21 protein-coding genes are annotated in these 18,705 nt (G+C 66.1%); 15 read left to right on the forward strand and 6 right to left on the reverse strand.

Going from position 1 to position 18,705, the window contains the following annotated elements; all coding sequences use genetic code 11:
• Positions 1–9: 9 nt before the first annotated feature.
• The 3 genes from mobB to mobA are packed head-to-tail and all read right to left on the reverse strand — an operon-like array spanning position 10 to position 2,454.
• Positions 10–549: a molybdopterin-guanine dinucleotide biosynthesis protein B gene (gene mobB, locus KW845_RS08115; RefSeq protein WP_218368727.1), complete on the reverse strand. Its 540-nt coding sequence runs from the start codon at positions 547–549 to the stop codon at positions 10–12.
• A gap of 22 nt (positions 550–571) precedes the next feature.
• Positions 572–1,864 (reverse strand): gephyrin-like molybdotransferase Glp, encoded by a 1,293-nt coding sequence (gene glp / locus KW845_RS08120; protein WP_218368728.1) that lies wholly within the window; start codon positions 1,862–1,864, stop codon positions 572–574.
• Positions 1,861–2,454 carry a molybdenum cofactor guanylyltransferase MobA gene (mobA, locus tag KW845_RS08125; protein ID WP_218368729.1) on the reverse strand — a complete coding sequence of 198 codons (594 nt, stop codon included), beginning with the start codon at positions 2,452–2,454 and terminating at the stop codon, positions 1,861–1,863. Before mobA ends, glp begins: the two co-directional genes overlap by 4 nt.
• Before the next feature lie 187 nt (positions 2,455–2,641).
• On the opposite strand from mobA, the gene apbC reads away from it, so the two are divergent.
• The 12 genes from apbC to KW845_RS08185 all read left to right on the forward strand — a co-directional run bounded on the left by apbC (position 2,642) and on the right by KW845_RS08185 (position 14,274).
• Complete coding sequence (apbC, locus tag KW845_RS08130) at positions 2,642–3,730, forward strand: iron-sulfur cluster carrier protein ApbC (RefSeq protein ID WP_218368730.1); 1,089 nt, start codon at positions 2,642–2,644, stop codon at positions 3,728–3,730.
• An 8-nt stretch (positions 3,731–3,738) separates the two neighbouring features.
• Positions 3,739–4,299, forward strand: coding sequence for a DUF3305 domain-containing protein (locus KW845_RS08135; RefSeq protein WP_218368731.1), 561 nt, complete (start codon positions 3,739–3,741; stop codon positions 4,297–4,299).
• The gene (locus KW845_RS08140; protein ID WP_255592503.1) at positions 4,296–4,919 is read left to right on the forward strand and encodes a DUF3306 domain-containing protein; all 624 of its coding nucleotides are present in this window, start codon (positions 4,296–4,298) and stop codon (positions 4,917–4,919) included. The genes KW845_RS08135 and KW845_RS08140 overlap by 4 nt, the downstream gene beginning before the upstream one ends.
• Before the next feature lie 22 nt (positions 4,920–4,941).
• The gene (locus KW845_RS08145) at positions 4,942–7,038 is read left to right on the forward strand and encodes a 4Fe-4S binding protein (RefSeq protein ID WP_218368732.1); all 2,097 of its coding nucleotides are present in this window, start codon (positions 4,942–4,944) and stop codon (positions 7,036–7,038) included.
• Complete coding sequence (locus tag KW845_RS08150; RefSeq protein WP_218368733.1) at positions 7,035–7,655, forward strand: molecular chaperone; 621 nt, start codon at positions 7,035–7,037, stop codon at positions 7,653–7,655. Before KW845_RS08145 ends, KW845_RS08150 begins: the two co-directional genes overlap by 4 nt.
• A gap of 109 nt (positions 7,656–7,764) precedes the next feature.
• On the forward strand, positions 7,765–7,977 hold the full coding sequence (locus tag KW845_RS08155) for a formate dehydrogenase (protein WP_255592504.1): 213 nt from the start codon (positions 7,765–7,767) through the stop codon (positions 7,975–7,977).
• An 11-nt stretch (positions 7,978–7,988) separates the two neighbouring features.
• The gene (locus KW845_RS08160; RefSeq protein ID WP_218368735.1) at positions 7,989–10,955 is read left to right on the forward strand and encodes a formate dehydrogenase subunit alpha; all 2,967 of its coding nucleotides are present in this window, start codon (positions 7,989–7,991) and stop codon (positions 10,953–10,955) included.
• Positions 10,956–10,964: 9 nt separating this feature from the next.
• On the forward strand, positions 10,965–11,600 hold the full coding sequence (gene fdh3B / locus KW845_RS08165) for a formate dehydrogenase FDH3 subunit beta (RefSeq protein ID WP_218368736.1): 636 nt from the start codon (positions 10,965–10,967) through the stop codon (positions 11,598–11,600).
• Positions 11,597–11,821 carry a hypothetical protein gene (locus KW845_RS08170; RefSeq protein ID WP_218368737.1) on the forward strand — a complete coding sequence of 75 codons (225 nt, stop codon included), beginning with the start codon at positions 11,597–11,599 and terminating at the stop codon, positions 11,819–11,821. Before fdh3B ends, KW845_RS08170 begins: the two co-directional genes overlap by 4 nt.
• 13 nt (positions 11,822–11,834) lie before the next feature.
• Entirely contained in the window at positions 11,835–12,995 is a 1,161-nt protein-coding gene (locus KW845_RS08175) for a formate dehydrogenase subunit gamma (RefSeq protein ID WP_218368738.1), read from the forward strand.
• A gap of 23 nt (positions 12,996–13,018) precedes the next feature.
• Complete coding sequence (locus KW845_RS08180; protein ID WP_218368739.1) at positions 13,019–13,396, forward strand: hypothetical protein; 378 nt, start codon at positions 13,019–13,021, stop codon at positions 13,394–13,396.
• On the forward strand, positions 13,393–14,274 hold the full coding sequence (locus KW845_RS08185; RefSeq protein WP_218368740.1) for a formate dehydrogenase accessory sulfurtransferase FdhD: 882 nt from the start codon (positions 13,393–13,395) through the stop codon (positions 14,272–14,274). The genes KW845_RS08180 and KW845_RS08185 overlap by 4 nt, the downstream gene beginning before the upstream one ends.
• On the opposite strand, the gene KW845_RS08190 is transcribed toward KW845_RS08185, so the two are convergent.
• Positions 14,271–15,374, reverse strand: coding sequence for a substrate-binding domain-containing protein (locus tag KW845_RS08190; protein ID WP_218368741.1), 1,104 nt, complete (start codon positions 15,372–15,374; stop codon positions 14,271–14,273). The two genes, KW845_RS08185 and KW845_RS08190, sit on opposite strands and share 4 nt — an antisense overlap.
• A gap of 121 nt (positions 15,375–15,495) precedes the next feature.
• Here KW845_RS08190 and KW845_RS08195 point away from each other — a divergent pair, with 121 nt between their 5' ends.
• Genes KW845_RS08195 through KW845_RS08205 form a run of 3 tightly spaced genes read left to right on the forward strand, consistent with a single transcriptional unit; the run spans position 15,496 to position 17,827 of the window.
• The gene (locus KW845_RS08195) at positions 15,496–16,239 is read left to right on the forward strand and encodes an ABC transporter permease (protein ID WP_218368742.1); all 744 of its coding nucleotides are present in this window, start codon (positions 15,496–15,498) and stop codon (positions 16,237–16,239) included.
• Between the two features lie 29 nt (positions 16,240–16,268).
• A complete protein-coding gene (locus tag KW845_RS08200; RefSeq protein ID WP_218369960.1) occupies positions 16,269–17,012 on the forward strand; it encodes a phosphate ABC transporter ATP-binding protein in 744 nt (247 codons plus the stop codon).
• Positions 17,009–17,827 (forward strand): extracellular solute-binding protein, encoded by an 819-nt coding sequence (locus tag KW845_RS08205; protein ID WP_218368743.1) that lies wholly within the window; start codon positions 17,009–17,011, stop codon positions 17,825–17,827. The genes KW845_RS08200 and KW845_RS08205 overlap by 4 nt, the downstream gene beginning before the upstream one ends.
• A gap of 37 nt (positions 17,828–17,864) precedes the next feature.
• Here the strand turns inward: KW845_RS08205 and KW845_RS08210 are convergent, their stop codons facing one another.
• The gene (locus KW845_RS08210) at positions 17,865–18,305 is read right to left on the reverse strand and encodes a CopD family copper resistance protein (protein ID WP_218368744.1); all 441 of its coding nucleotides are present in this window, start codon (positions 18,303–18,305) and stop codon (positions 17,865–17,867) included.
• A gap of 93 nt (positions 18,306–18,398) precedes the next feature.
• Entirely contained in the window at positions 18,399–18,623 is a 225-nt protein-coding gene (locus tag KW845_RS08215) for a hypothetical protein (RefSeq protein WP_218368745.1), read from the reverse strand.
• Between the last annotated feature and the right edge of the window lie 82 nt (positions 18,624–18,705).

Consider the following 18,705-nt stretch of genomic DNA (forward strand, 5'->3'; position numbering starts at 1 on the left):
CCCGGCGCGCTATTTGCCCGCGGGCTCGGCCAGCCGCGCCACGGCCAGGTCCAGCGGCCACGCCAGCGCCTCGACCAGGTCGGCCAGGGCTTCGCTGTCATCCAGCGACACGCGCGGCAGCGGCGCGCCATCGGGCGCGATATCGCTGGCGATGGCGCCGATGCTGGGGTCGTCGGGGTATAGCCAGGGCTTGCCGTTTGCCTGGCGATGGACTTCGATTTTGATGTGGGCATTGCGCTTGAAGCCCTCGACCAGGATGAAATCGACGGGGCTCATCGAGCCCAGCAACTGGCCCAGTTCGGGTTCGGTGGCGCCGCGCAATTCGTGCATCAGGGCCCAGCGCGCCGACGAGGCCACCAGCACTTCGGTGGCGCCCGATTCGCGGTGCCGGTACGAATCCTTGCCGGGGGTGTCGATATCGAACGCGTGGTGGGCATGCTTCAGCGTCGACACGCTGTAGCCGCGGGCTTTCAGGCAGGGGATCAGTTTGGTCAGCAGCGAGGTCTTGCCCGCGCCGCTCCATCCGGCAAAGCCTATGATTCTTGTCATTCGGGGCTCGTAACAGGGGCGTTCAGATCAGGCCTTCGAAGGGCAGGACGTCGACCAGTTGCCCCGCTGCGACATCGCCCTGTTCGTGGTGCAGCACCATCAGGCCGTTGGCCTGGCTCATGCTGCGCAATATGCCCGAGCCTTGCGACCCGGTGATGCAGGCCTGCCAGCCGCCATCGGGGGCGGGCGTGACGATGGCGCGCTGGTATTCGGTGCGGCCGGGTTTCTTGCGTATGGCGCGCGCGGCGGCGCAGCGCAGCAGCGGCAGCGATTGCGGGGTGGCGCCGCCCATGGCCAGCAGCGCATCGCGCACCAGGGCGTAGAACGTGACCATGACCGCCACCGGATTGCCCGGCAGGCCGAACAGAATGGCATCGCCGTGTTCGGCATGGATGCGGCCGATGGCCATGGGCCGGCCCGGCCGCATGGCAATGCGCCAGAACAGCACATCGCCCAATTGCGCCATGACGGTCTTGGTGTGGTCGGCTTCGCCCACGCTGACGCCGCCCGAGGTGATGACCGCGTCGGCATTGGCGGCTGCTGTGGCGAAGGCGTCGGACAGTGCCTGGGGGTCGTCGCGCACCACGCCCAGGTCGATGACGTCCACGCCCAGGCGCTGCAGCATGCTGTAGAGGGTGTAGCGGTTGCTGTCGTAGACGCAGCCTTCATCCAGGGGTTCGCCGATGGAGCGCAGTTCGTTGCCGGTGGAAAAGAACGCCACGCGCAGGCGCCGCAGCACCGGCACCTCGGCCTGGCCCAGCGAGGCCAGCATGCCGATATCGGCCGGGCGCAGCACGCGGCCGGCGGCCAGCGCGGCGTCTCCCATGGCCAGGTCTTCGCCCGCCAGGCGGCGATTGTCGCCGGTGCGCACGGCCCCGGCGGGGATGACGATGCGGTCGCCATCCTGCTGCACGAATTCTTGCGGGATGACGGTATCGAGCCCGGCGGGCATCACGGCGCCGGTCATGATGCGCACGCATTGCCCAGGGCCCGCTTGCCCGGTGAACGGCGTACCCGCCAGGCCGCTGCCGGCCATTTGCAGCACCGTGTCGGCACCGTCGGCCAGGTCATGGCCGGCGAAGGCGTAGCCATCCATGGCGGAATTGTCGTGCGCGGGCACGTTCAGGTGCGACACGATGTCGCGCGCCAGCACGCGCCCCAGCGCCGAGCGCAGCGGCAGCATTTCGGTGGCCCGCACGCGCGGCACCAGCTGGTCGATGAAGGCGCGGGCCTGTTCCACCGGCAGGGCGGCAGGATCGTAGCCGCTGATGCACGAGGCGATGGAGGCAAGGCTGGGGGGCAGGGGGCGGGTCATGGCTGGAGGTGTTGCAGTTCGGCCAGGGTGTTGGCGCCGGCGAACGCCTGCGCGTCGTCGAAGCGCACCTCGATGCAGGCATGCTGGGCCGTCCAGGCGTCGATCTTGCGCTGGCCGCTTTGCAGGAACGCCAGCAGGCTGGGCAATAGCGAGGTCTTCAGCAGGCAGAACACCGGCTGGGTGCGCAGCGTGCCGTCTTGCAGGGTGGCAGCCATGGCGATGTCGGCGCCGTGCGCGGCGAGTTCCTGCGCCAGGCGGTCGACCAGGTTGTCGGGAAAGCGCGGGCAGTCGCAGGGCACGGTGACCAGGTAGGGGGTTTCGCAGCGTTCCAGCCCCACGGCCAGGCCGGCCAGCGGGCCGGCGAAATCGGGCAGGTTGTCGGGCCAGACGGGCACGCCCATGGCCTCGTAGGCGCCCAGGTTGCGGTTGGCGTTGATCATGGCCTGCCCCACCTGCGGCGACAGCCGCAGCAATGCGTGCACGGCCATGGGCATGCCCAGGTAGTTCTGCAGGCCCTTGTCGACGCCGCCCATGCGGCTGCCGCGCCCGCCTGCGAGTATCAGGCCCGTGATGTCGGTTTTATCGATCATGACGCTCGATAGGAAACGCCGCGCTCAACATCGCGGTATGGAAGCCAGTATAGACCAGGCCCGGCGCCCAATTCGCAGGTGCATGACGGGTCTCATGCGACAACGCAAAGGGCTCTGCTAAGATGACCCGATGGCGGCCGCAGCAGCGGCCTTTTCTTCCTTTTGCCGACTTTCCCGCACAGACCCCATGGTCGCTTCCGATACTTTGCTGCAGGCCTTGCAGGCCGTCATCGATCCCAATACGGGCAAGCCCCTGGCTGGCCCCAAGGCGGTCAAGAATCTCCAGGTCGACGGCGCCGACGTCGCGTTCGACGTCGAACTGGGCTACCCCGCCAAAAGCCAGATTCCTGCCTTGCGCGGCGCCCTGATCGCCGCCGCGCGCGGCGTGGCCGGCGTGGGCAATGTGTCGGTCAATGTGCGTTCGGTCATTGCGCCGCATTCGGCGCAGCGCGGCGTGGCCCTGCTGCCCAATATCAAGAACATCATCGCCGTTGCCTCGGGCAAGGGCGGCGTGGGCAAAAGCACCACCGCCGTCAATCTGGCGCTGGCGCTGGCCGCCGAAGGCGCGCGGGTGGGCCTGCTGGATGCCGACATCTACGGCCCCAGCCAGTCGCTCATGATGGGCATCGACGCGCGCCCGCAAAGCGAAGACGGCAACACCATGGAACCGCTCGAAAACTATGGCGTGCAGGTCATGTCCATCGGCTTCCTGGTCGATGCCGACGAAGCCATGATCTGGCGGGGCCCCATGGCGGTGCAGGCGCTGGAACAATTGCTGCGCCAGACCAACTGGAAAGACCTCGACTACCTGGTCGTCGACATGCCCCCCGGCACCGGCGACATCCACTTGTCGCTCAGCCAGAAAGTGCCGGTAACCGGCGCGGTCATTGTTACCACTCCCCAGGACATCGCCTTGCTGGATGCCCGAAAGGGGGTCAAAATGTTCGAAAAGGTCGGGGTACCGATCCTGGGCGTGGTCGAGAACATGGCGGTGCATGTCTGTAGCCAGTGCGGCCACGCCGAGCACATCTTCGGCGCGGGCGGAGGCAAGAAAATGGCGACAGACTACAACCTGGCCTATCTGGGCGCCTTGCCGCTGGATATCAACATCCGCCTGCAGGCCGACAGCGGCCAGCCCTCGGTGGTGGCAGACCCCGACGGCGAGGTCGCCGGCCTGTACAAGGCAGTGGCCCGCCAGGTGGCGGTGTCGGTGGCCGACATGGCCAAAGACCATTCCTCGAAGCTGTCCGCCATTTCCATCAGCCGGGTCACCTAGAGCCTGCCATGAGCGATACCCTGCCCATCAGCCTGGACGTTGCCGTGGTGATGCGCAAAGAGCGTATCACCGGGCCGATGCGGCGCTGGCAGGAATGGCGCTGGATACTCGACGACGTGGTTGCCAACGAAGCCACGTTCGGCACCGCCGAACGCCTGCTCTATAAAGACGGCACCCAGGAACGCTGGCTGCACCCCGGATATACCGTGCGGCTGTTCAAAGACGATGCCGAAGGCTACGTGCTCAATGCGACCACGCCGTCGCCGTGCTGGTTCGTGCTGTGGCGCATGCACGAATCCGCAGATGGCGGCGAAGCGCGCGCGCGGCCCGAAATCGTCACGCTCAGCTACCACGATGCGGGCCGCTGGCTCGATGCGCAGGAAACCGTCGAGCAGGTGCCGGCGCCCGAGGTCATCGTAGACTGGCTCAACGCCTTCATTGCCACGCATTACGTGCCCGAACCCAAGCGGCGCAAGCGCCCGGCCAGCTTCCAGTCGTTGCAAGACCGCTTCGGCAACCCGGCATCGGTATCCACCCTGAAGAAATTCCGCGGCGAGGGTGGCCCATGATGGCTTCTGACCCCGACGGCTTCCTGCAACGCTGGTCGCGCCGCAAGGTGCAGGTTCGCGAAGGCCTGCCGCCCGACGGGGCGCCGCTGCCCGACGCGCCAGCCGTCGATCCGGCCGGTGTCGAATCGGCCAAGCTTGCCGCGGCACCCCGCGACGAGGCGTCCCCCGAGCTCCCTGCCTTGACGCTTGACGATGTCCGGGCGCTGACCCCCGAATCCGATTTCGCCCCCTTTGTGGCGCGGCAAGTGGCGCCCGACGTCAAGAACGCGGCCTTGAAGAAGCTGTTTTCCGACCCGCGCTACAACGTGATGGACGGGCTGGACACCTACATCGACGACTACTCGAACATGCAGACGCTGCCCGCGTCCATGCTGGCCCGCCTGGCCAGTGCGCGGGCGCTGGCGATGTTCGACCCCGCCGACGACACGACGGCGGCCCCGCCGTCCCAGCCAGGCCAGGACGCCGCGCCACAGCCGGCGCAAAGCCGCGCCGATGACGCGCTGCCGCCCGTGGCCCACGCGTCGCCCACGCCCGACGTCGATACCGATATCGATGCCCACCCCGACCCCGATCCGGCCACTACGGTGCCAGGCCGCGCATCCGCGCAGCGGCAAGGCTGATCCCACCCATGCAACCGCACCCATGACCACCCTGATCTGCGACTGCAACCGCACCATGCCGCTGGCGCCCGATGAGCTGGGCCGCGCGCTGGGCGAACCGCTGGCGCCGCATTCGCTGCTGTGCCGCAGCCAGGCGGGCGACTTCCAGCAGGCCATCCGCGGCACCGACCCCGTGGTGGTGGCCTGTACGCAAGAACAACGCCTGTTCGGCGAACTGGGCCGCGCCACCGAAGGCGCCCTGGCGCCGGTGCGCTTCGTCAATATCCGTGAAACCGGCGGCTGGAGCCGCGATGCCGCCCAGGCCATGCCCAAGCTGGCCGCCTTGCTGGCGGCCGCACACTTGCCCGACCCCGATCCGGTCGCCACGGTTACCTACCGCAGCGCGGGCCGGTTGCTGATCATCGGGCCGCTCGACCGTGCCGAACAGGCCGCCGCCTTGCTCGACGATGCTTTGCAGGTGACGTTGTTCGTGCAGGGCGAAGGCCGCGACGGCGGAACGCAGGCGCGCCGCTATCCGGTACTGGCCGGCAAGCTCGAGCGCCTGCAGGGCCGGCTGGGGGCCTTCGAGCTGGCCTGGTCGCAGGACAACCCCATCGACCTGGACTTGTGCACCCGCTGCAATGCCTGCCTGGCCGCCTGTCCCGAAGGCGCCATCGGCTTGGACTACCAGGTGGATCCGGGGCGATGTACCTCGCATCGCGATTGCGTGGCGTCCTGTACGGTGGCGGGCGCCATCGATTTCCAGCGCCCGCCCCGCCAGCACACCGAACAATACGACCTGGTGCTCGACCTGGGCGCCACGCCGCAACTGCGCTGCCACGAACCGCCGCAGGGCTATTTCACCTGGGATGGCCGTGACCCGGGCATTTTGCTCAAGTTGCGCGACATGGTGGGCGAGTTCGAAAAACCCAGGTTCTTCGACTACAAGCAGTCGCTGTGCGCCCATAGCCGCAATGAAACCGTCGGTTGCCGTGCCTGTATCGATGTCTGCTCGGCCGAGGCCATCCGCAGCGACGCGCATCGCCAGCAGATCGTGGTCGACCCGCACCTGTGCGTCGGCTGTGGGGCCTGTACCACCGTGTGTCCCACCGGTGCCATGGCCTACACGTACCCGCGCAATCCCGACCAGGGCCGCAAACTGCGCACCTTGCTGTCCACCTATGCGCAGGCGGGCGGGCGCGATGCCGTGGTGCTGCTGCACAGCCAGCAGGGCGGCCAGCGGTTGGTGGAAACCCTGGGCCGTACCGCGCAACTGAAGCTGGCGCACGGCGTGCCCGCCAATGTGATTCCGGTGGCGTTGTGGCACACCGCCAGCCTGGGCGCCGACCTGTGGCTGGCCGCCGTGGCCTTCGGTGCGACCCAGGTGGCCGTACTGGTCACCGACGAAGAAGCGCCGCAGTATCTGGATGGGCTGGGGGCGCAAATGGAAACCGCCCAGGCCATCCTGAACGGGCTGGGCTACGAAGGCCAGCACCTGCGCTTGCTGCGCGCCGATACGGCCGAGGCGCTCGACACGCACCTGCAGCACATTGCGGCGCAGCATCCCCGGGTGCCAGCCCTGCCCGCGCGTTTCGCCGTGGCACCCGAAAAGCGCGCTACCTTGGCCTTGGCGCTGGACCACCTGGTGGCCCAGGCGCCCGGGCCGCTGCCGCCGGCCATTGCCCTGCCTGCCGGCGCGCCTGGCGCGGGGGCGCCGTTGGGCGCAGTAACGGTCGACCCCCAGGCCTGTACGCTCTGCATGAGCTGCGTCAGCGCCTGTCCGTCCAACGCGCTGCAAGACAACCCGCAACTGCCGCAACTGCGCTTCATCGAAAAGAACTGCGTGCAATGCGGTTTGTGCGAAAAAACCTGCCCGGAAAACGCCATTCAATTGGTGCCGCGCCTGCTGCTGTCCGAGCGCCGCAAGGAAGCCGTGGTGCTCAATGAAACCCAGCCGTTCCATTGTGTGCGCTGCGGCAAGGCATTCGGTACCCAGAAAGGCATCGACGCCATGCTGCACCGGCTGGGCGGCCACGCCATGTTCCAGGGCGCGGCGCTCGAACGCCTGAAGATGTGCGGCGACTGCCGCGTCATCGACCTGTATTCCTCGCCCCACGAAACTCGCATCACCGACCTATGAATGCCACCGTGCCGCCCGCCGACATTGCCTCCACCGGTCTCGACGAAGACGCCGCACGGGCCGAAATCTACGGCTTGCTGGCGCATCTGTTCTATGCGCCGCCGGCCGAACTGCTGGCACAGCTGTGCGATGCGCCGGCCGCCGCGCCCGGCAGCCTGCTGGAAGCGTCCTGGGACGCGCTGGCCGCCAGCGCGCGCGAATTGAGCGCGCCCGCCGTCCAGGTTGAATACGACGCCTTGTTCGGCGGCGTGGGCAAGCCCGAGGTCTATCTGTTCGGTTCGCACTACCTGGCGGGCTTCCTGAACGAGAAACCCCTGGTCCGGCTGCGCGATGACTTGTCCGCGCTGGGCCTGGCGCGCGACCCGGCAATGCCCGAAACCGAAGACCATATCGCCTACCTGTGCGTAGTCATGCGGCTGCTGATCGGCGGGCCGCATGCCCAGTCGGCCGACCTGGTGCGCCAGCGGGAGTTCTTTGGCGCGCATATCCAGCCCTGGGCGGCCGATTTGTGCGATGCAATCGTCGCCCAGCCGTCCGCCCGGTTCTACGCCCGCGTCGCCGATTTCACCCGTGATTTCGTCCAGGTCGAGGCGCAAGGCTTCGACATGCTTCCCTGATCAGGCGCAATCCCCCGGGCGTTTGTAAAAATTCGGGGACATTGCCCGAAGTCAAGTGTGGGGGTACAGTATGCAAAGCATTTCATATCTGGCTGCCCAGGAGACGGACATGCCCAAGACAAACACAAATCCTCGACTCTCGCGCCGGGTATTCTTGGCCGGTGCCGCCAGTGCGGGCGCCGCGGCCGTAGGCGCGGCCGCCTTGCCGGGGGCTGTTCCTCAGCCGCAGTCTGCCGCCGTTACCCCTGCCCCGCCCGAGCGGGGCGGGGGTTATCGCCTTAGCGAACACGTCAAGCGGTACTACAAGACCACTCTCGTCTGACGGAGCCCGGCATGCTGCTTACCAAAAAAACCGGTGCCGCGCGCGACATCGCGGCCGAATCCAACTTCGTGCAAAGCCTGCGGCGCGGCATGTCGCAGGCCCTGCCCACCATGGACCGCCGCACGTTCTTGCGCCGTTCCGGCGTAGGCGTGGGGGCTGGCCTGGCCGCCGCGCCGCTGGCGCTGGTCAAGCAGGCCCAGGCGGCCGACGAACGCAAGATCGCCATCGGCGACACCAAGACCACCGTCCATCGCACGGTCTGTACCCACTGTTCGGTGGGCTGTGCCATCGACGCCGTCGTCGAGAACGGCGTCTGGGTTCGCCAAGAGCCGGTTTTCGATTCGCCCATCAACCTGGGCGCGCATTGCGCCAAGGGCGCCGCGGTACGCGAGCACGGGCACGGCGAACACCGCCTGCGCTATCCCATGAAGCTGGTCAACGGCAAATACCAGCGCATCAGCTGGGACACCGCCCTGAACGAGATCAGCGCCCAACTGATGCAGTTGCGCAAGGAAAGCGGACCCGATTCCATCTACTGGATCGGCTCTTCCAAGCACAGCAACGAACAGTCGTACCTGATGCGCAAGTTCGTCAGCTATTGGGGCAGCAACAACTGCGACCACCAGGCGCGCATCTGCCATTCCACCACGGTGGCCGGCGTGGCGAACACCTGGGGCTACGGCGCCATGACCAACTCGTACAACGACATGCAGAATGCCAAGGTCGCCTTGTACATCGGGTCCAACGCCGCCGAAGCCCACCCGGTCTCGATGCTGCACATGCTGCATGCCAAGGAAACCGGCTGCAAGATGATCGTGGTCGATCCGCGTTTCACGCGTACCGCCGCCAAGGCCGACCAGCACATCCGCATTCGGTCCGGCTCCGATATTCCGTTCCTGTTCGGCCTGCTGTATCACATCTTCAAGAATGGCTGGGAAGACCAGGCCTACATCGATGCGCGTGTCTACGGCATGGACGAGGTCAAGGCCGATGTGCTGGCCAAATGGACTCCCGACAAGGTGGAAGAAGCCTGTGGCGTCGACGAGGCCACCGTCTACGGCGTAGCCAAGACCATGCACGAAAACCGCCCCGGCACGCTGGTGTGGTGCATGGGCCAGACCCAGCACTCCATCGGCAATGCCATGGTGCGCGCGTCCTGTATCGTGCAGTTGGCGCTGGGCAACATCGGCATCTCGGGCGGCGGGGCCAATATCTTCCGCGGCCACGACAACGTGCAGGGTGCCACCGACATTGGCCCCAACCCCGATTCGCTGCCCGGCTACTACGGCCTGACCGAGGGTTCGTGGAAGCACTTCGCCCAGGCCTGGGGCGTCGACTACGAATGGATCAAAAGCCGCTACGCCTCGCCCACCCTGATGACCAAGCCCGGCATCACGGTGTCGCGCTGGATCGACGGCGTGCTCGAAGACCCCGATGTCATCGACCAGCCCACCAACCTGCGGGCGGTGTTCTATTGGGGCCATGCGCCCAACTCGCAGACGCGCGGGTTGGAAATGAAGCGCGCCATGGACAAGCTCGACCTGCTGGTGGTGGTCGATCCGTACCCGTCGGCCACGGCGGCCATGGCCGCCATGCCGGGCAAGGCCGAAGACCTGAATCCCAAGCGGGCCGTCTACTTGCTGCCGGCCGCCACGCAGTTCGAGACCAGCGGGTCCTGTACGGCGTCCAATCGGTCGCTGCAGTGGCGCGAGAGAGTCATCGAGCCGCTGTGGGAAAGCCGCACCGATCAGATGATCATGTATCAGTTGGCCGACAAGCTGGGTTTCGGCAAAGAGTTCGTCAAGAACTACAAGATGCAGAAGGTCAAGGGCATGGACGAGCCCGTCATCGAAGACGTGCTGCGCGAAGTCAACGGTTCATGCTGGACCATCGGCTATACCGGCCAAAGCCCCGAACGGCTGAAGGCCCACATGCGCAATATGCATGTGTTCGACGTCAGGACCTTGCGTGCCAAGGGCGGCAAAGACGCCGAGACCGGCTACGACCTGACCGGCGACTACTTCGGATTGCCGTGGCCGTGCTGGGGCACGCCAGAGCTCAAGCACCCGGGTACGGCCAACCTGTACGACACCAGCCTGCACGTCATGAATGGCGGCGGTAATTTCCGCGCCAATTTCGGCGTCGAGCGCAACGGCGTCAACCTGCTGGCCGAAGATGGCTCGCATTCCAAGGGTGCCGCCCTGACCACCGGCTATCCGGAATTCGACCACGTGCTGCTCAAGAAGCTCGGCTGGTGGAATGACCTGACCGATGCCGAAAAGGCCGCGGCCGAAGGCAAGAACTGGAAAACCGATTCCTCGGGCGGCATCATCCGCGTGGTCATGAAGACCTACGGCTGCTATCCGTTCGGCAACGCCAAGGCGCGCGCCCTGGTGTGGAACTTCCCCGATGCCATTCCCCAGCATCGCGAGCCCATCTACGGCACGCGTCCCGACCTGGTTGCCAAGTACCCCTCGCACGACGATCTCAAGAATTTCTGGCGCCTGCCCACGCTGTACAAGTCGCTGCAGCAGAAGAACGTGGCCGACAGGTTGTACGAGAAATTCCCCATCATCCTCACTTCGGGACGCCTGGTCGAATACGAGGGCGGCGGCGACGAAACCCGCTCGAATCCCTGGCTGGCCGAGCTGCAGCAGGAATGCTTCGTCGAGATCAACCCCAAGGCGGCCGCCGATCGCGGCATCCGCAACGGCGACCGGGTGTGGGTGTCCACGCCCACCGGCGCGCGCCTGAACGTACAGGCGATGGTTACCGAGCGGGTGGGGCCCGACACGGCGTTCATCCCGTTCCACTTTGCAGGGCACTGGCAGGGGGCCGACCTGCTGTCCAGCTACCCCGAAGGCGCGGCACCCATCGTGCGCGGCGAGGCGGTCAATACCGGTACGACCTACGGCTATGACTCCGTCACGATGATGCAGGAAACCAAAACCACGATCTGCAACATCGCGAAAGCCTAGGAGATCACCATGGCAAGAATGAAATTCGTTTGTGATGCAGAGCGCTGTATCGAGTGCAATAGCTGTGTCACCGCCTGCAAGAACGAACACGAGATTCCCTGGGGGGTGAATCGTCGCCGCGTCGTCACGCTGAACGATGGCGTACCGGGCGAACGATCCATCTCGGTGGCCTGTATGCACTGCAGCGATGCTCCCTGCATGGCGGTCTGTCCGGTGAACTGTTTCTACCGCACCGACGAAGGCGTGGTGCTGCACAACAAAGACACCTGTATCGGCTGCGGTTATTGCTCGTATGCCTGTCCGTTCGGCGCGCCGCAGTTCCCGTCGCAGGGTACGTTCGGCGTGCGCGGCAAAATGGACAAGTGCACGTTCTGTGCCGGCGGCCCGGAAGAACACGGCAGTGCCGCCGAGTTTGAAAAATACGGCCGCAACCGGCTGGCTGAAGGCAAGCTGCCGGCCTGTGCCGAGATGTGCTCGACCAAGGCGCTCTTGGCCGGCGACGGCGATGTGGTGGCCGACATCTTTCGCACGCGGGTGGCACATCGCGGCAAGGGCGCCGAAGTGTGGGGCTGGGGCACGGCCTACGGGTCGCAGCAAGCCGGGCAGCCGCCCCAGAAACCGGCCGACACGAAGGAAAAATCATGATCGCGCGCATCGTCTTCGCGGCGGTACTGGTGCTGGGCCTGACGGCTTGTTCCGAGCCCTCGCAAGAATTGCATTCCGGCCGCGACACCGGCACGCCCGCGTATATGGGCACGGGCAGCAATTTCGTTGCGCCCGGCTGGACGCAGGGCGACAGGGCCAGTTGGGTGCGCCAGCTTAACGTGCGCACCCAGCGCGGGCAAAACGATTACACCCGGATATAGGCCGGAGGCAGCCATGGTACGGTCATTCTTCGCGGCACTCTTGGTTGGCATCTTGATGTCGGTGCCGGTGGCGGCGCAGAATACCGCGCCGGCCGACGGCGGCCTGGGCGGCATCAAGGACGCCAATATTTTCGAAGTCCGGCCGGATGCCAACGAACAGCCCGGCTACGCAGAGCAGACCAATGCGCAGCGCGCCAAGGTCCAGCCGGGCAACAACGCGCCGATGTGGCGCCAGGTCAATTCCGGCGAGCCGGGCTTTACCAGCCTGCCGGCCAGCCAGGCGCCCGAGGCCGGCATCCTGATCCAGCGCTTCGTGCAGTATCCGGGGTCCGCGTACACCACGGCCGGCGAAGCCTGGCGCCAAGTGCGCAACCATTGGCTCATTCCCTATGGCGGCGGCTTGTTGCTGATCGTGCTGGTGGCCATCGCGCTGTTCTATCTGGCCAAGGGGGCCATCAAGGTCCATGGCGCCGAGACCGGGCGCAAGATCGAGCGCTTCACCTATTTCGAGCGCGCGGCCCATTGGGTCAATGCCACGGCTTTCGTCATTTTGGCCCTATCGGGCATTGTGATGGCCTTTGGCAAGTTCTTCTTGCTGCCCCTGGTGGGCAGTGCCATCTTCGGCTGGCTGACCTGGGTGCTCAAGACCGTCCACAACTTCGTGGGCCCGGTTTTCGCCGTATCGCTGGCGGTGATATTGATCACTTTCGCCAAAGACAATCTGTTCAAGCGCTACGACCTGGATTGGCTGCGCAAGGGCGGCGGGCTGCTGCGCGTCACGCATGTGTCTTCCGGCCGTTTCAATGCCGGCGAAAAAATCATGTTCTGGGTCGGCATGCTGCTGCTGGGCCTGATCGCCGTGGCGTCGGGGCTGTTCCTCGATCGCGTGATCCCGGGCGCCATGGTCTACACCCGTGGCAACATGCAGATTGCCCACATGATCCACGCCGTGTCGGTCATCTTGATGATGTGCATGCTGATGGGGCACATCTACCTGGGCACCATCGGCATGAAAGGTGCCTTCAAAGCCATGAAGACCGGCTATGTCGACGAGGCCTGGGCGCGCGAGCACCACGACGTGTGGTACGACGACATCAAGTCGGGCAAGATTCCCGCCCAGCGTACGCCCGACAAGGCGGCAAAAGGGCGCGGCACGCGTCCGGCTGGCGCCTGACCCGCGCACCGAAGGAGCACGCCATGAAGATTCTTGCCATCCTGTCGTTGGCCTTGTTTGCCGCCGGCGCCCACGCCGCGCTGCCCGAACCCGATGCCGCCGCCCAGGCCAAGGCGGCCGAAGCCAAGGCCAAGACCGCCTGGACGGCCCAGGTTGCCGCCTTCCAGCTATGCAGCGTCCAGGACCGGGTCGCCGCCGCTTTCTTCGAAAGCGCCAGGGCCGCGGGCCGCACGCCGGCGCCGCCGATCCCCACGCCGGAATGCCAGGATCCCGGCCCATTCGCGTATGCGCCCGTCGCCGACCAGTCGCGCGAGGACTCAGGCGCGCACTCGCCTGCCGAGACCGCCAGCCAGCCCCCCAGCTCGGCGCAGCCCGAAGCCGACAAGAAGCCCGCCAAGTGACCGCTTCCAGCTTGTCTCTGCCGCGCCTGACCCAGGCTCGCGCTCCGCTTACGCGCGAAGTCACGGTCGTCAACGAGCACGGCACGGCCGAGACCGTGTCGATTCCGGCCGAGCGGCCGCTGACTATCTACGTCGACCGGCGCGAGCTGGTCACCCTGATGACGCTGGGGGCCATGCCGGAATTGCTGGTGCTGGGCTACCTGCGCAATCAGCGCCTGATCCGCGACGTGGGCGATGTGCAGTCGATCATGGTCGACTGGGAAGTCAACGCGGCCTCGGTCGTTACCCGCGACGGTATTGACGATATCGAAGCGCGCACGGCCCAGCGCGTGGTAACCACCGGATGCGGGCAGGGCAGCGTGTTCGGCGGCCTGATGGAAGAACTGGACCATATCCGCCTGGCGCCGCAGGCCCGCGTGACGCAGGCCCAGTTGTACGGCCTGCTCAATGCCATCCGGGTACAGGAAACCACCTACAAATCGGCGGGCTCGGTGCATGGTTGCGCGCTGTTCCGCGGTGAAACCATGCTGATGTTCGTGGAAGACGTCGGTCGCCACAACGCCATCGACACGCTGGCAGGCTGGATGTGGCTGCAGCCCCCGGCCGAACAGGGCGGTGCCGACAAGATCTTCTACACCACCGGCCGGCTGACCAGCGAAATGATCATGAAGTCGGCCCAGATGGGTGTGCCCATCGTCGTGTCGCGCAGCGGCATGACCCAGATGGGCTACGAGATCGCCCGCGGCCTGGGGCTATGCGCCATCGGCCGCGCCGTGAACCGGCATTTTGTCTGCTATACGGCGCCCGAGCGGCTGGCCCTGCAGCCCGAACTGGCCGTGCGCCCGCCGGCCGACGCGGCCCGTGGCGTTTCGTCCTAGCCGCGCGCCTTCCTGGCGGGAAAGCTCCACCACGGCAACACCCGCCGCATCGACAGCACCTGGCCGCTTTGCGCCGGCGCGTAGCCGGGCATGCGCGACAGCGCTGCCTGCCACGGCGAACTGCGCAAGATGGCCAGCAGCGCCTGGGTCGAGGGCAGGTCCAGCGTCGATTTCAGGCACACCAGAAAATAGTTTTCGTGCACCAGGGGAACGAAGTCCAGGTGGTGGTCGTGGGCCGCCGGTTCGATGCCCAGCCCGGCATCGGCGCTGCCGGCCGCAACGGCATGGGCCACGGCGGCGTGCGATGGTTCGGTGCGCGCATAGCCGGCAATCGCCGAAGCCGGCAGCCCCGCCTGTTCCAGCAGTTCGTCGAACAGCACGCGCGTGCCCGTGCCCAGCGCACGGTTCACGTAGCGCACGCCGGGCCGGCGCAGGTCTTGCAGCGTGGCCAGGGCCAGCGGGTTGCCGCGCGCCACGATCAGGCCCTGGCTGCGTTGCGCAAAGCCGATGATCTTGTGCAGCCCGGGCTTGAGCAGCGGCTTGTAGATGCGCTCGGTCAGCGAGCCGGGCACCGGGTCCTGGCGGGTATGGAAGCCGGCAATCACGCAGCGCCCTTCGTTCAACCCGCGGATCGCATCCACGCTGCCGGTGTAGCGGATATCCAGGTACAGCTTGGCGCTGGCCACCGCGTGTTCGCGCAGCGCGCCCAGCGCGTCGTCATGGCTGGCGTACAGCGGCACGACATGCGCGGCGTCGTCGAACGCCATGGCGAAGGCGCGTTCAAGGTCGGCGCGCAGGGCGTTGATCTGCGGCGCCAGCCGGGCCTGGGCCTGGCGTTCGGCCCACAGCAGCTTTTCACCGAACTCGTTCAATCGCGCCGGCTGGCCCTTGTCCCAGACGATCAAGGTGCGGCCCAGGGTTTGTTCCCACCGTTTCAGTTCGCCCCAGACATGCCGGTACGACAGGCCCAGCGCCTTGGCGGCGGCCGAGATCGATCCATGCTGCCGTACGGCGAACAGCAGGTCCATCAGCGCATTGCCGATGTTGGCGGGGGCGGTTTCAGCGCCGCCCAACTGATAGGTAAGGTCGATACGATGCACGTTCGCGAGTATGCACCAAATGCCGGCGCCAGGGCCGTCGGGGCCGCCCTATGAAATCTATTTCATATGGTTCCGATGATACTGCTGGGCTACCCTCAGTGCAGTCTCGCGTGGGCCAATAATGAATACTCTGTCCGAAAGCGTGATGACTGCACTGCGGTTGATCGTCGCGGCCGATCCGGTGCTGTTGTCCATCGTGCTGCGTTCGCTGGCTGTCAGTGCCTGTGCCTGCCTGCTGGCCTGTAGCCTGGGCATGGTCGCCGGCTCATGGCTGGCGGTGGCGCGTTTCCGCGGGCGCGGCATCGTGCTGACCCTGCTGAATACCTCGTTGGCCTTGCCGTCCGTGGTGGTAGGCCTGGCCGTGTACCTGCTGTTGTCGCATTCCGGCCCGCTGGGCTTCCTGGGCTGGCTGTTTTCGTTCCAGGCCATGGTGCTGGCGCAAGCGGTGCTGGTCACCCCGGTCGTCACGGCGCTGGTGCGCCAGACCGTCGAAGACGCCGAGCGTCACCATGGCGAGCAATTGCGCTCCTTGCGCGCCCGTACGCTGGTGCGCAGCCTGCTGCTGGTCTGGGACGAGCGCTTCACCTTGCTGACCATCGTCATCACCGCATTCGGCCGGGCCATTTCCGAGGTTGGGGCGGTGATGGTGGTGGGCGGCAATATCGAAGGCTTTACGCGGGTCATGACCACCGCCATCGCCCTGGAAACCAGCAAGGGCGATCTGCCCTTGGCATTGGCGCTGGGCCTGCTGCTGTTGTTGGTGGTGCTGCTGCTGAACATACTGGCCGCCATCGTACGGCGCTGGCGCGAGCGCCGCGACGCCGGGGTGCCGGGGCTGTTCGGCCATGCCGGAGCCCTGCCATGAAGCTGGCTGCCTGCGAGACCGGGTCGATCATGGCGGGCGCTACCGAGCGTCGAGCGGCGGGCGACGCGCCCGGGCCGTTGTTCGATTTGCGCGACGTCGATGTCGATTACGGCGCCGTGCGGGCGCTGCGCGGTGTGTCGCTGACCATACAGGCGGGCGAATGCGTGGCGCTGGTGGGCGCCAATGGCAGCGGCAAAAGCACGCTGCTGCGGTTGTTGCATTGCCTGGTGCAGCCGACGCGGGGCCAGGCCCACTGTGCGGCGCGCCGGCGCCAGGCGATGCTGTTCCAGCATCCGTACATGCTGCGGACCTCGGCGCTGAACAATGTGGCATTGGGGCTGTGGCTGCGCGGCGTGCGCTGGCGCCAGGCCCGCACCCAGGCGCAGCAGGCGCTGCTGGACGCCGGCATGGCGGACCTGGCCGCGCGCAATGCCAAGACCTTGTCCGGCGGCCAGCAACAGCGGCTGGCCATGGTTCGTGCCTGGGCGCTGGCCCCCGAGGTGTTGCTGCTGGACGAACCCACCGCCAGCCTGGATCCGCACGCCAAGCGCGAGGTCGAGCAGATGATGCAAGGCTTCGTGCAAGCCGGCGCCGGCCGGGCTCCCGCCATGGTGTTCAGCAGCCATAACCTGGGGCAGGTCAAGCGGCTGGCACGGCGCGTGGTCTACCTGGAACGCGGCTGTGTCGTGGCCGACCTGCCGGTCGACGATTTTTTCTACGGTCCGCTGCCCGAAGCGGCCAGCCTGTTCGTCAAAGGAGAACGCATACTATGAACCTATCCATGCTATTGCGCCGCAGCGCCGCACCGGCATTGCTGATGGCCGCGACCCTGGCCGTGCCGGTGGCGGGCGCCGAAACCATCGTCATGGCCTCGACCACGTCCACCGAGCAGTCGGGCTTGTTCTCGCACCTGCTGCCCGCTTTCAAGCAGGCCAGCGGCATCGACATCAAAGTGGTGGCACAGGGTACCGGCCAGGCACTGGACATGGCCCGCCGCGGCGATGCCGACGTGCTGTTCGTGCACGACCAGGTGGCCGAAGAAAAATTCGTGGCCGAGGGCTATGCCACCAAGCGCTATCCCGTCATGTACAACGACTTCGTGCTGATCGGTCCGGCTTCCGATCCGGCCGGCGTGAAGGGGCAGGACATCGTGCAGGCATTGGCCGAGCTGGCAAAAGCCGATGCGCCCTTTGTGTCGCGCGGCGATAAAAGCGGCACGCACGCGGCCGAACTGCGATTCTGGAAGGCCGCCGGTGTCGATGACCAGGGCAAGGGCTATAAAGCCTGTGGCTGCGGCATGGGGCCGGCTCTGAACATGGCGTCGTCGATGAATGCCTATGTGCTGTCCGATCGCGGCACGTGGCTCAGCTTCAAGAATCCCGGCGACCTGAAAGTGCTGGTGGAAGGCGACAAGCGCCTGTTCAACCAATACGGTGTCATGGTGGTGAACCCGGCCAAGTATCCGCACGTGAAGGCCAAGCAGGCGCAGCAGTTCGTGGACTGGGTTACTGCGAAGGCCGGCCAGGACGCCATTGCCGCCTACAAGGTCAATGGCCAGCAACTGTTCTTTCCGAACGCCGGCCAGTAGGCGGCGCGGGTGGCGGGGCGGGCGTCGTGCCCGCCCGCTACCAATGCAGATAGAACATGGCCTTGGCCAGCAGCAAGATCAGCACCACGTGGCCGAACACGCTGATGTGGATGCGGCGTGAGTTGCGCGCGTTCAGCCGGCCCCGGCGCTGCAAGGCCATGGCCGTCAGAAAGTGGCCGAACACGCTGGCCGCCAGCACGATCTTCAGCCCCAGCAGCAGCCCGAAACCGCTGGCCAGCGGCTGCGCCAGCGCGGCGCGGTGCTGCCAGGCCAGGCCCAGGCCGGCGCCATACAGCACCAGCAAGATCCAGGGCACCACGCGGCGTGCCCGCGTGCCGATGGCGGATTCCATGATGCGCATGGCTTCGCGCGGCACGTGCCTGCGCACGCCCTCGAGCATGACGACCTCGAAGAATACGGTGCCGGCAAACGCTACCGCGGCGAACAGGTGCAGGGTCAGCAGGACGGGATAGGACATGGCGCGGGAGATGGGGTTGTATATCAATGCCGATCTTCACCTTGCGCGCCGGCCAGGCCCATGACGGGAATCAACTCGCGCGGAGCCGCCCGCTCAATCTTGGGGGCAGGGGTTGTTTGTCGGCGTTGCCACGCTGTCAATCCTGACGGCGGCAGGCGTTACTGGCTTGGCGCCCAGCGATGCCTCGGCAAGCTGTTTTCCTACCTTCTTGACGGCACCCAGATATCTCAGGAGCTTGGGATCGTCCGTGAGTTCCGCGGCGCGCGAAACTGAAGTATTCAGATTTTCAAGAAGGTAGTTCACTTGTTGATTTGTCATGTCTCACTTCCCATGGATTAGAGAAGGTTGATGAATAGCCGGTTTGGTCGTGAATACGCCCCCGGACTTTTGATCCGGGGGC

The organism is Bordetella sp. BOR01, from assembly GCF_019218885.1.
Lineage (GTDB): Bacteria > Pseudomonadota > Gammaproteobacteria > Burkholderiales > Burkholderiaceae_B > Bordetella_A.

Excerpts from the sequence above, each read along its gene's own strand:
- mobB (WP_218368727.1), bottom strand. The coding sequence starts at position 549 with ATGACAAGAATCATAGGCTTTGCCGGATGGAGCGGCGCGGGCAAGACC.
- glp (WP_218368728.1), bottom strand. The coding sequence starts at position 1,864 with ATGACCCGCCCCCTGCCCCCCAGCCTTGCCTCCATCGCCTCGTGCATC.
- mobA (WP_218368729.1), bottom strand. The coding sequence starts at position 2,454 with ATGATCGATAAAACCGACATCACGGGCCTGATACTCGCAGGCGGGCGC.
- apbC (WP_218368730.1), top strand. The coding sequence starts at position 2,642 with ATGGTCGCTTCCGATACTTTGCTGCAGGCCTTGCAGGCCGTCATCGAT.
- KW845_RS08135 (WP_218368731.1), top strand. The coding sequence starts at position 3,739 with ATGAGCGATACCCTGCCCATCAGCCTGGACGTTGCCGTGGTGATGCGC.
- KW845_RS08140 (WP_255592503.1), top strand. The coding sequence starts at position 4,296 with ATGATGGCTTCTGACCCCGACGGCTTCCTGCAACGCTGGTCGCGCCGC.
- KW845_RS08145 (WP_218368732.1), top strand. The coding sequence starts at position 4,942 with ATGACCACCCTGATCTGCGACTGCAACCGCACCATGCCGCTGGCGCCC.
- KW845_RS08150 (WP_218368733.1), top strand. The coding sequence starts at position 7,035 with ATGAATGCCACCGTGCCGCCCGCCGACATTGCCTCCACCGGTCTCGAC.
- KW845_RS08155 (WP_255592504.1), top strand. The coding sequence starts at position 7,765 with ATGCCCAAGACAAACACAAATCCTCGACTCTCGCGCCGGGTATTCTTG.
- KW845_RS08160 (WP_218368735.1), top strand. The coding sequence starts at position 7,989 with ATGCTGCTTACCAAAAAAACCGGTGCCGCGCGCGACATCGCGGCCGAA.
- fdh3B (WP_218368736.1), top strand. The coding sequence starts at position 10,965 with ATGGCAAGAATGAAATTCGTTTGTGATGCAGAGCGCTGTATCGAGTGC.
- KW845_RS08170 (WP_218368737.1), top strand. The coding sequence starts at position 11,597 with ATGATCGCGCGCATCGTCTTCGCGGCGGTACTGGTGCTGGGCCTGACG.
- KW845_RS08175 (WP_218368738.1), top strand. The coding sequence starts at position 11,835 with ATGGTACGGTCATTCTTCGCGGCACTCTTGGTTGGCATCTTGATGTCG.
- KW845_RS08180 (WP_218368739.1), top strand. The coding sequence starts at position 13,019 with ATGAAGATTCTTGCCATCCTGTCGTTGGCCTTGTTTGCCGCCGGCGCC.
- KW845_RS08195 (WP_218368742.1), top strand. The coding sequence starts at position 15,496 with ATGAATACTCTGTCCGAAAGCGTGATGACTGCACTGCGGTTGATCGTC.
- KW845_RS08200 (WP_218369960.1), top strand. The coding sequence starts at position 16,269 with ATGGCGGGCGCTACCGAGCGTCGAGCGGCGGGCGACGCGCCCGGGCCG.
- KW845_RS08205 (WP_218368743.1), top strand. The coding sequence starts at position 17,009 with ATGAACCTATCCATGCTATTGCGCCGCAGCGCCGCACCGGCATTGCTG.
- KW845_RS08210 (WP_218368744.1), bottom strand. The coding sequence starts at position 18,305 with ATGTCCTATCCCGTCCTGCTGACCCTGCACCTGTTCGCCGCGGTAGCG.
- KW845_RS08215 (WP_218368745.1), bottom strand. The coding sequence starts at position 18,623 with ATGACAAATCAACAAGTGAACTACCTTCTTGAAAATCTGAATACTTCA.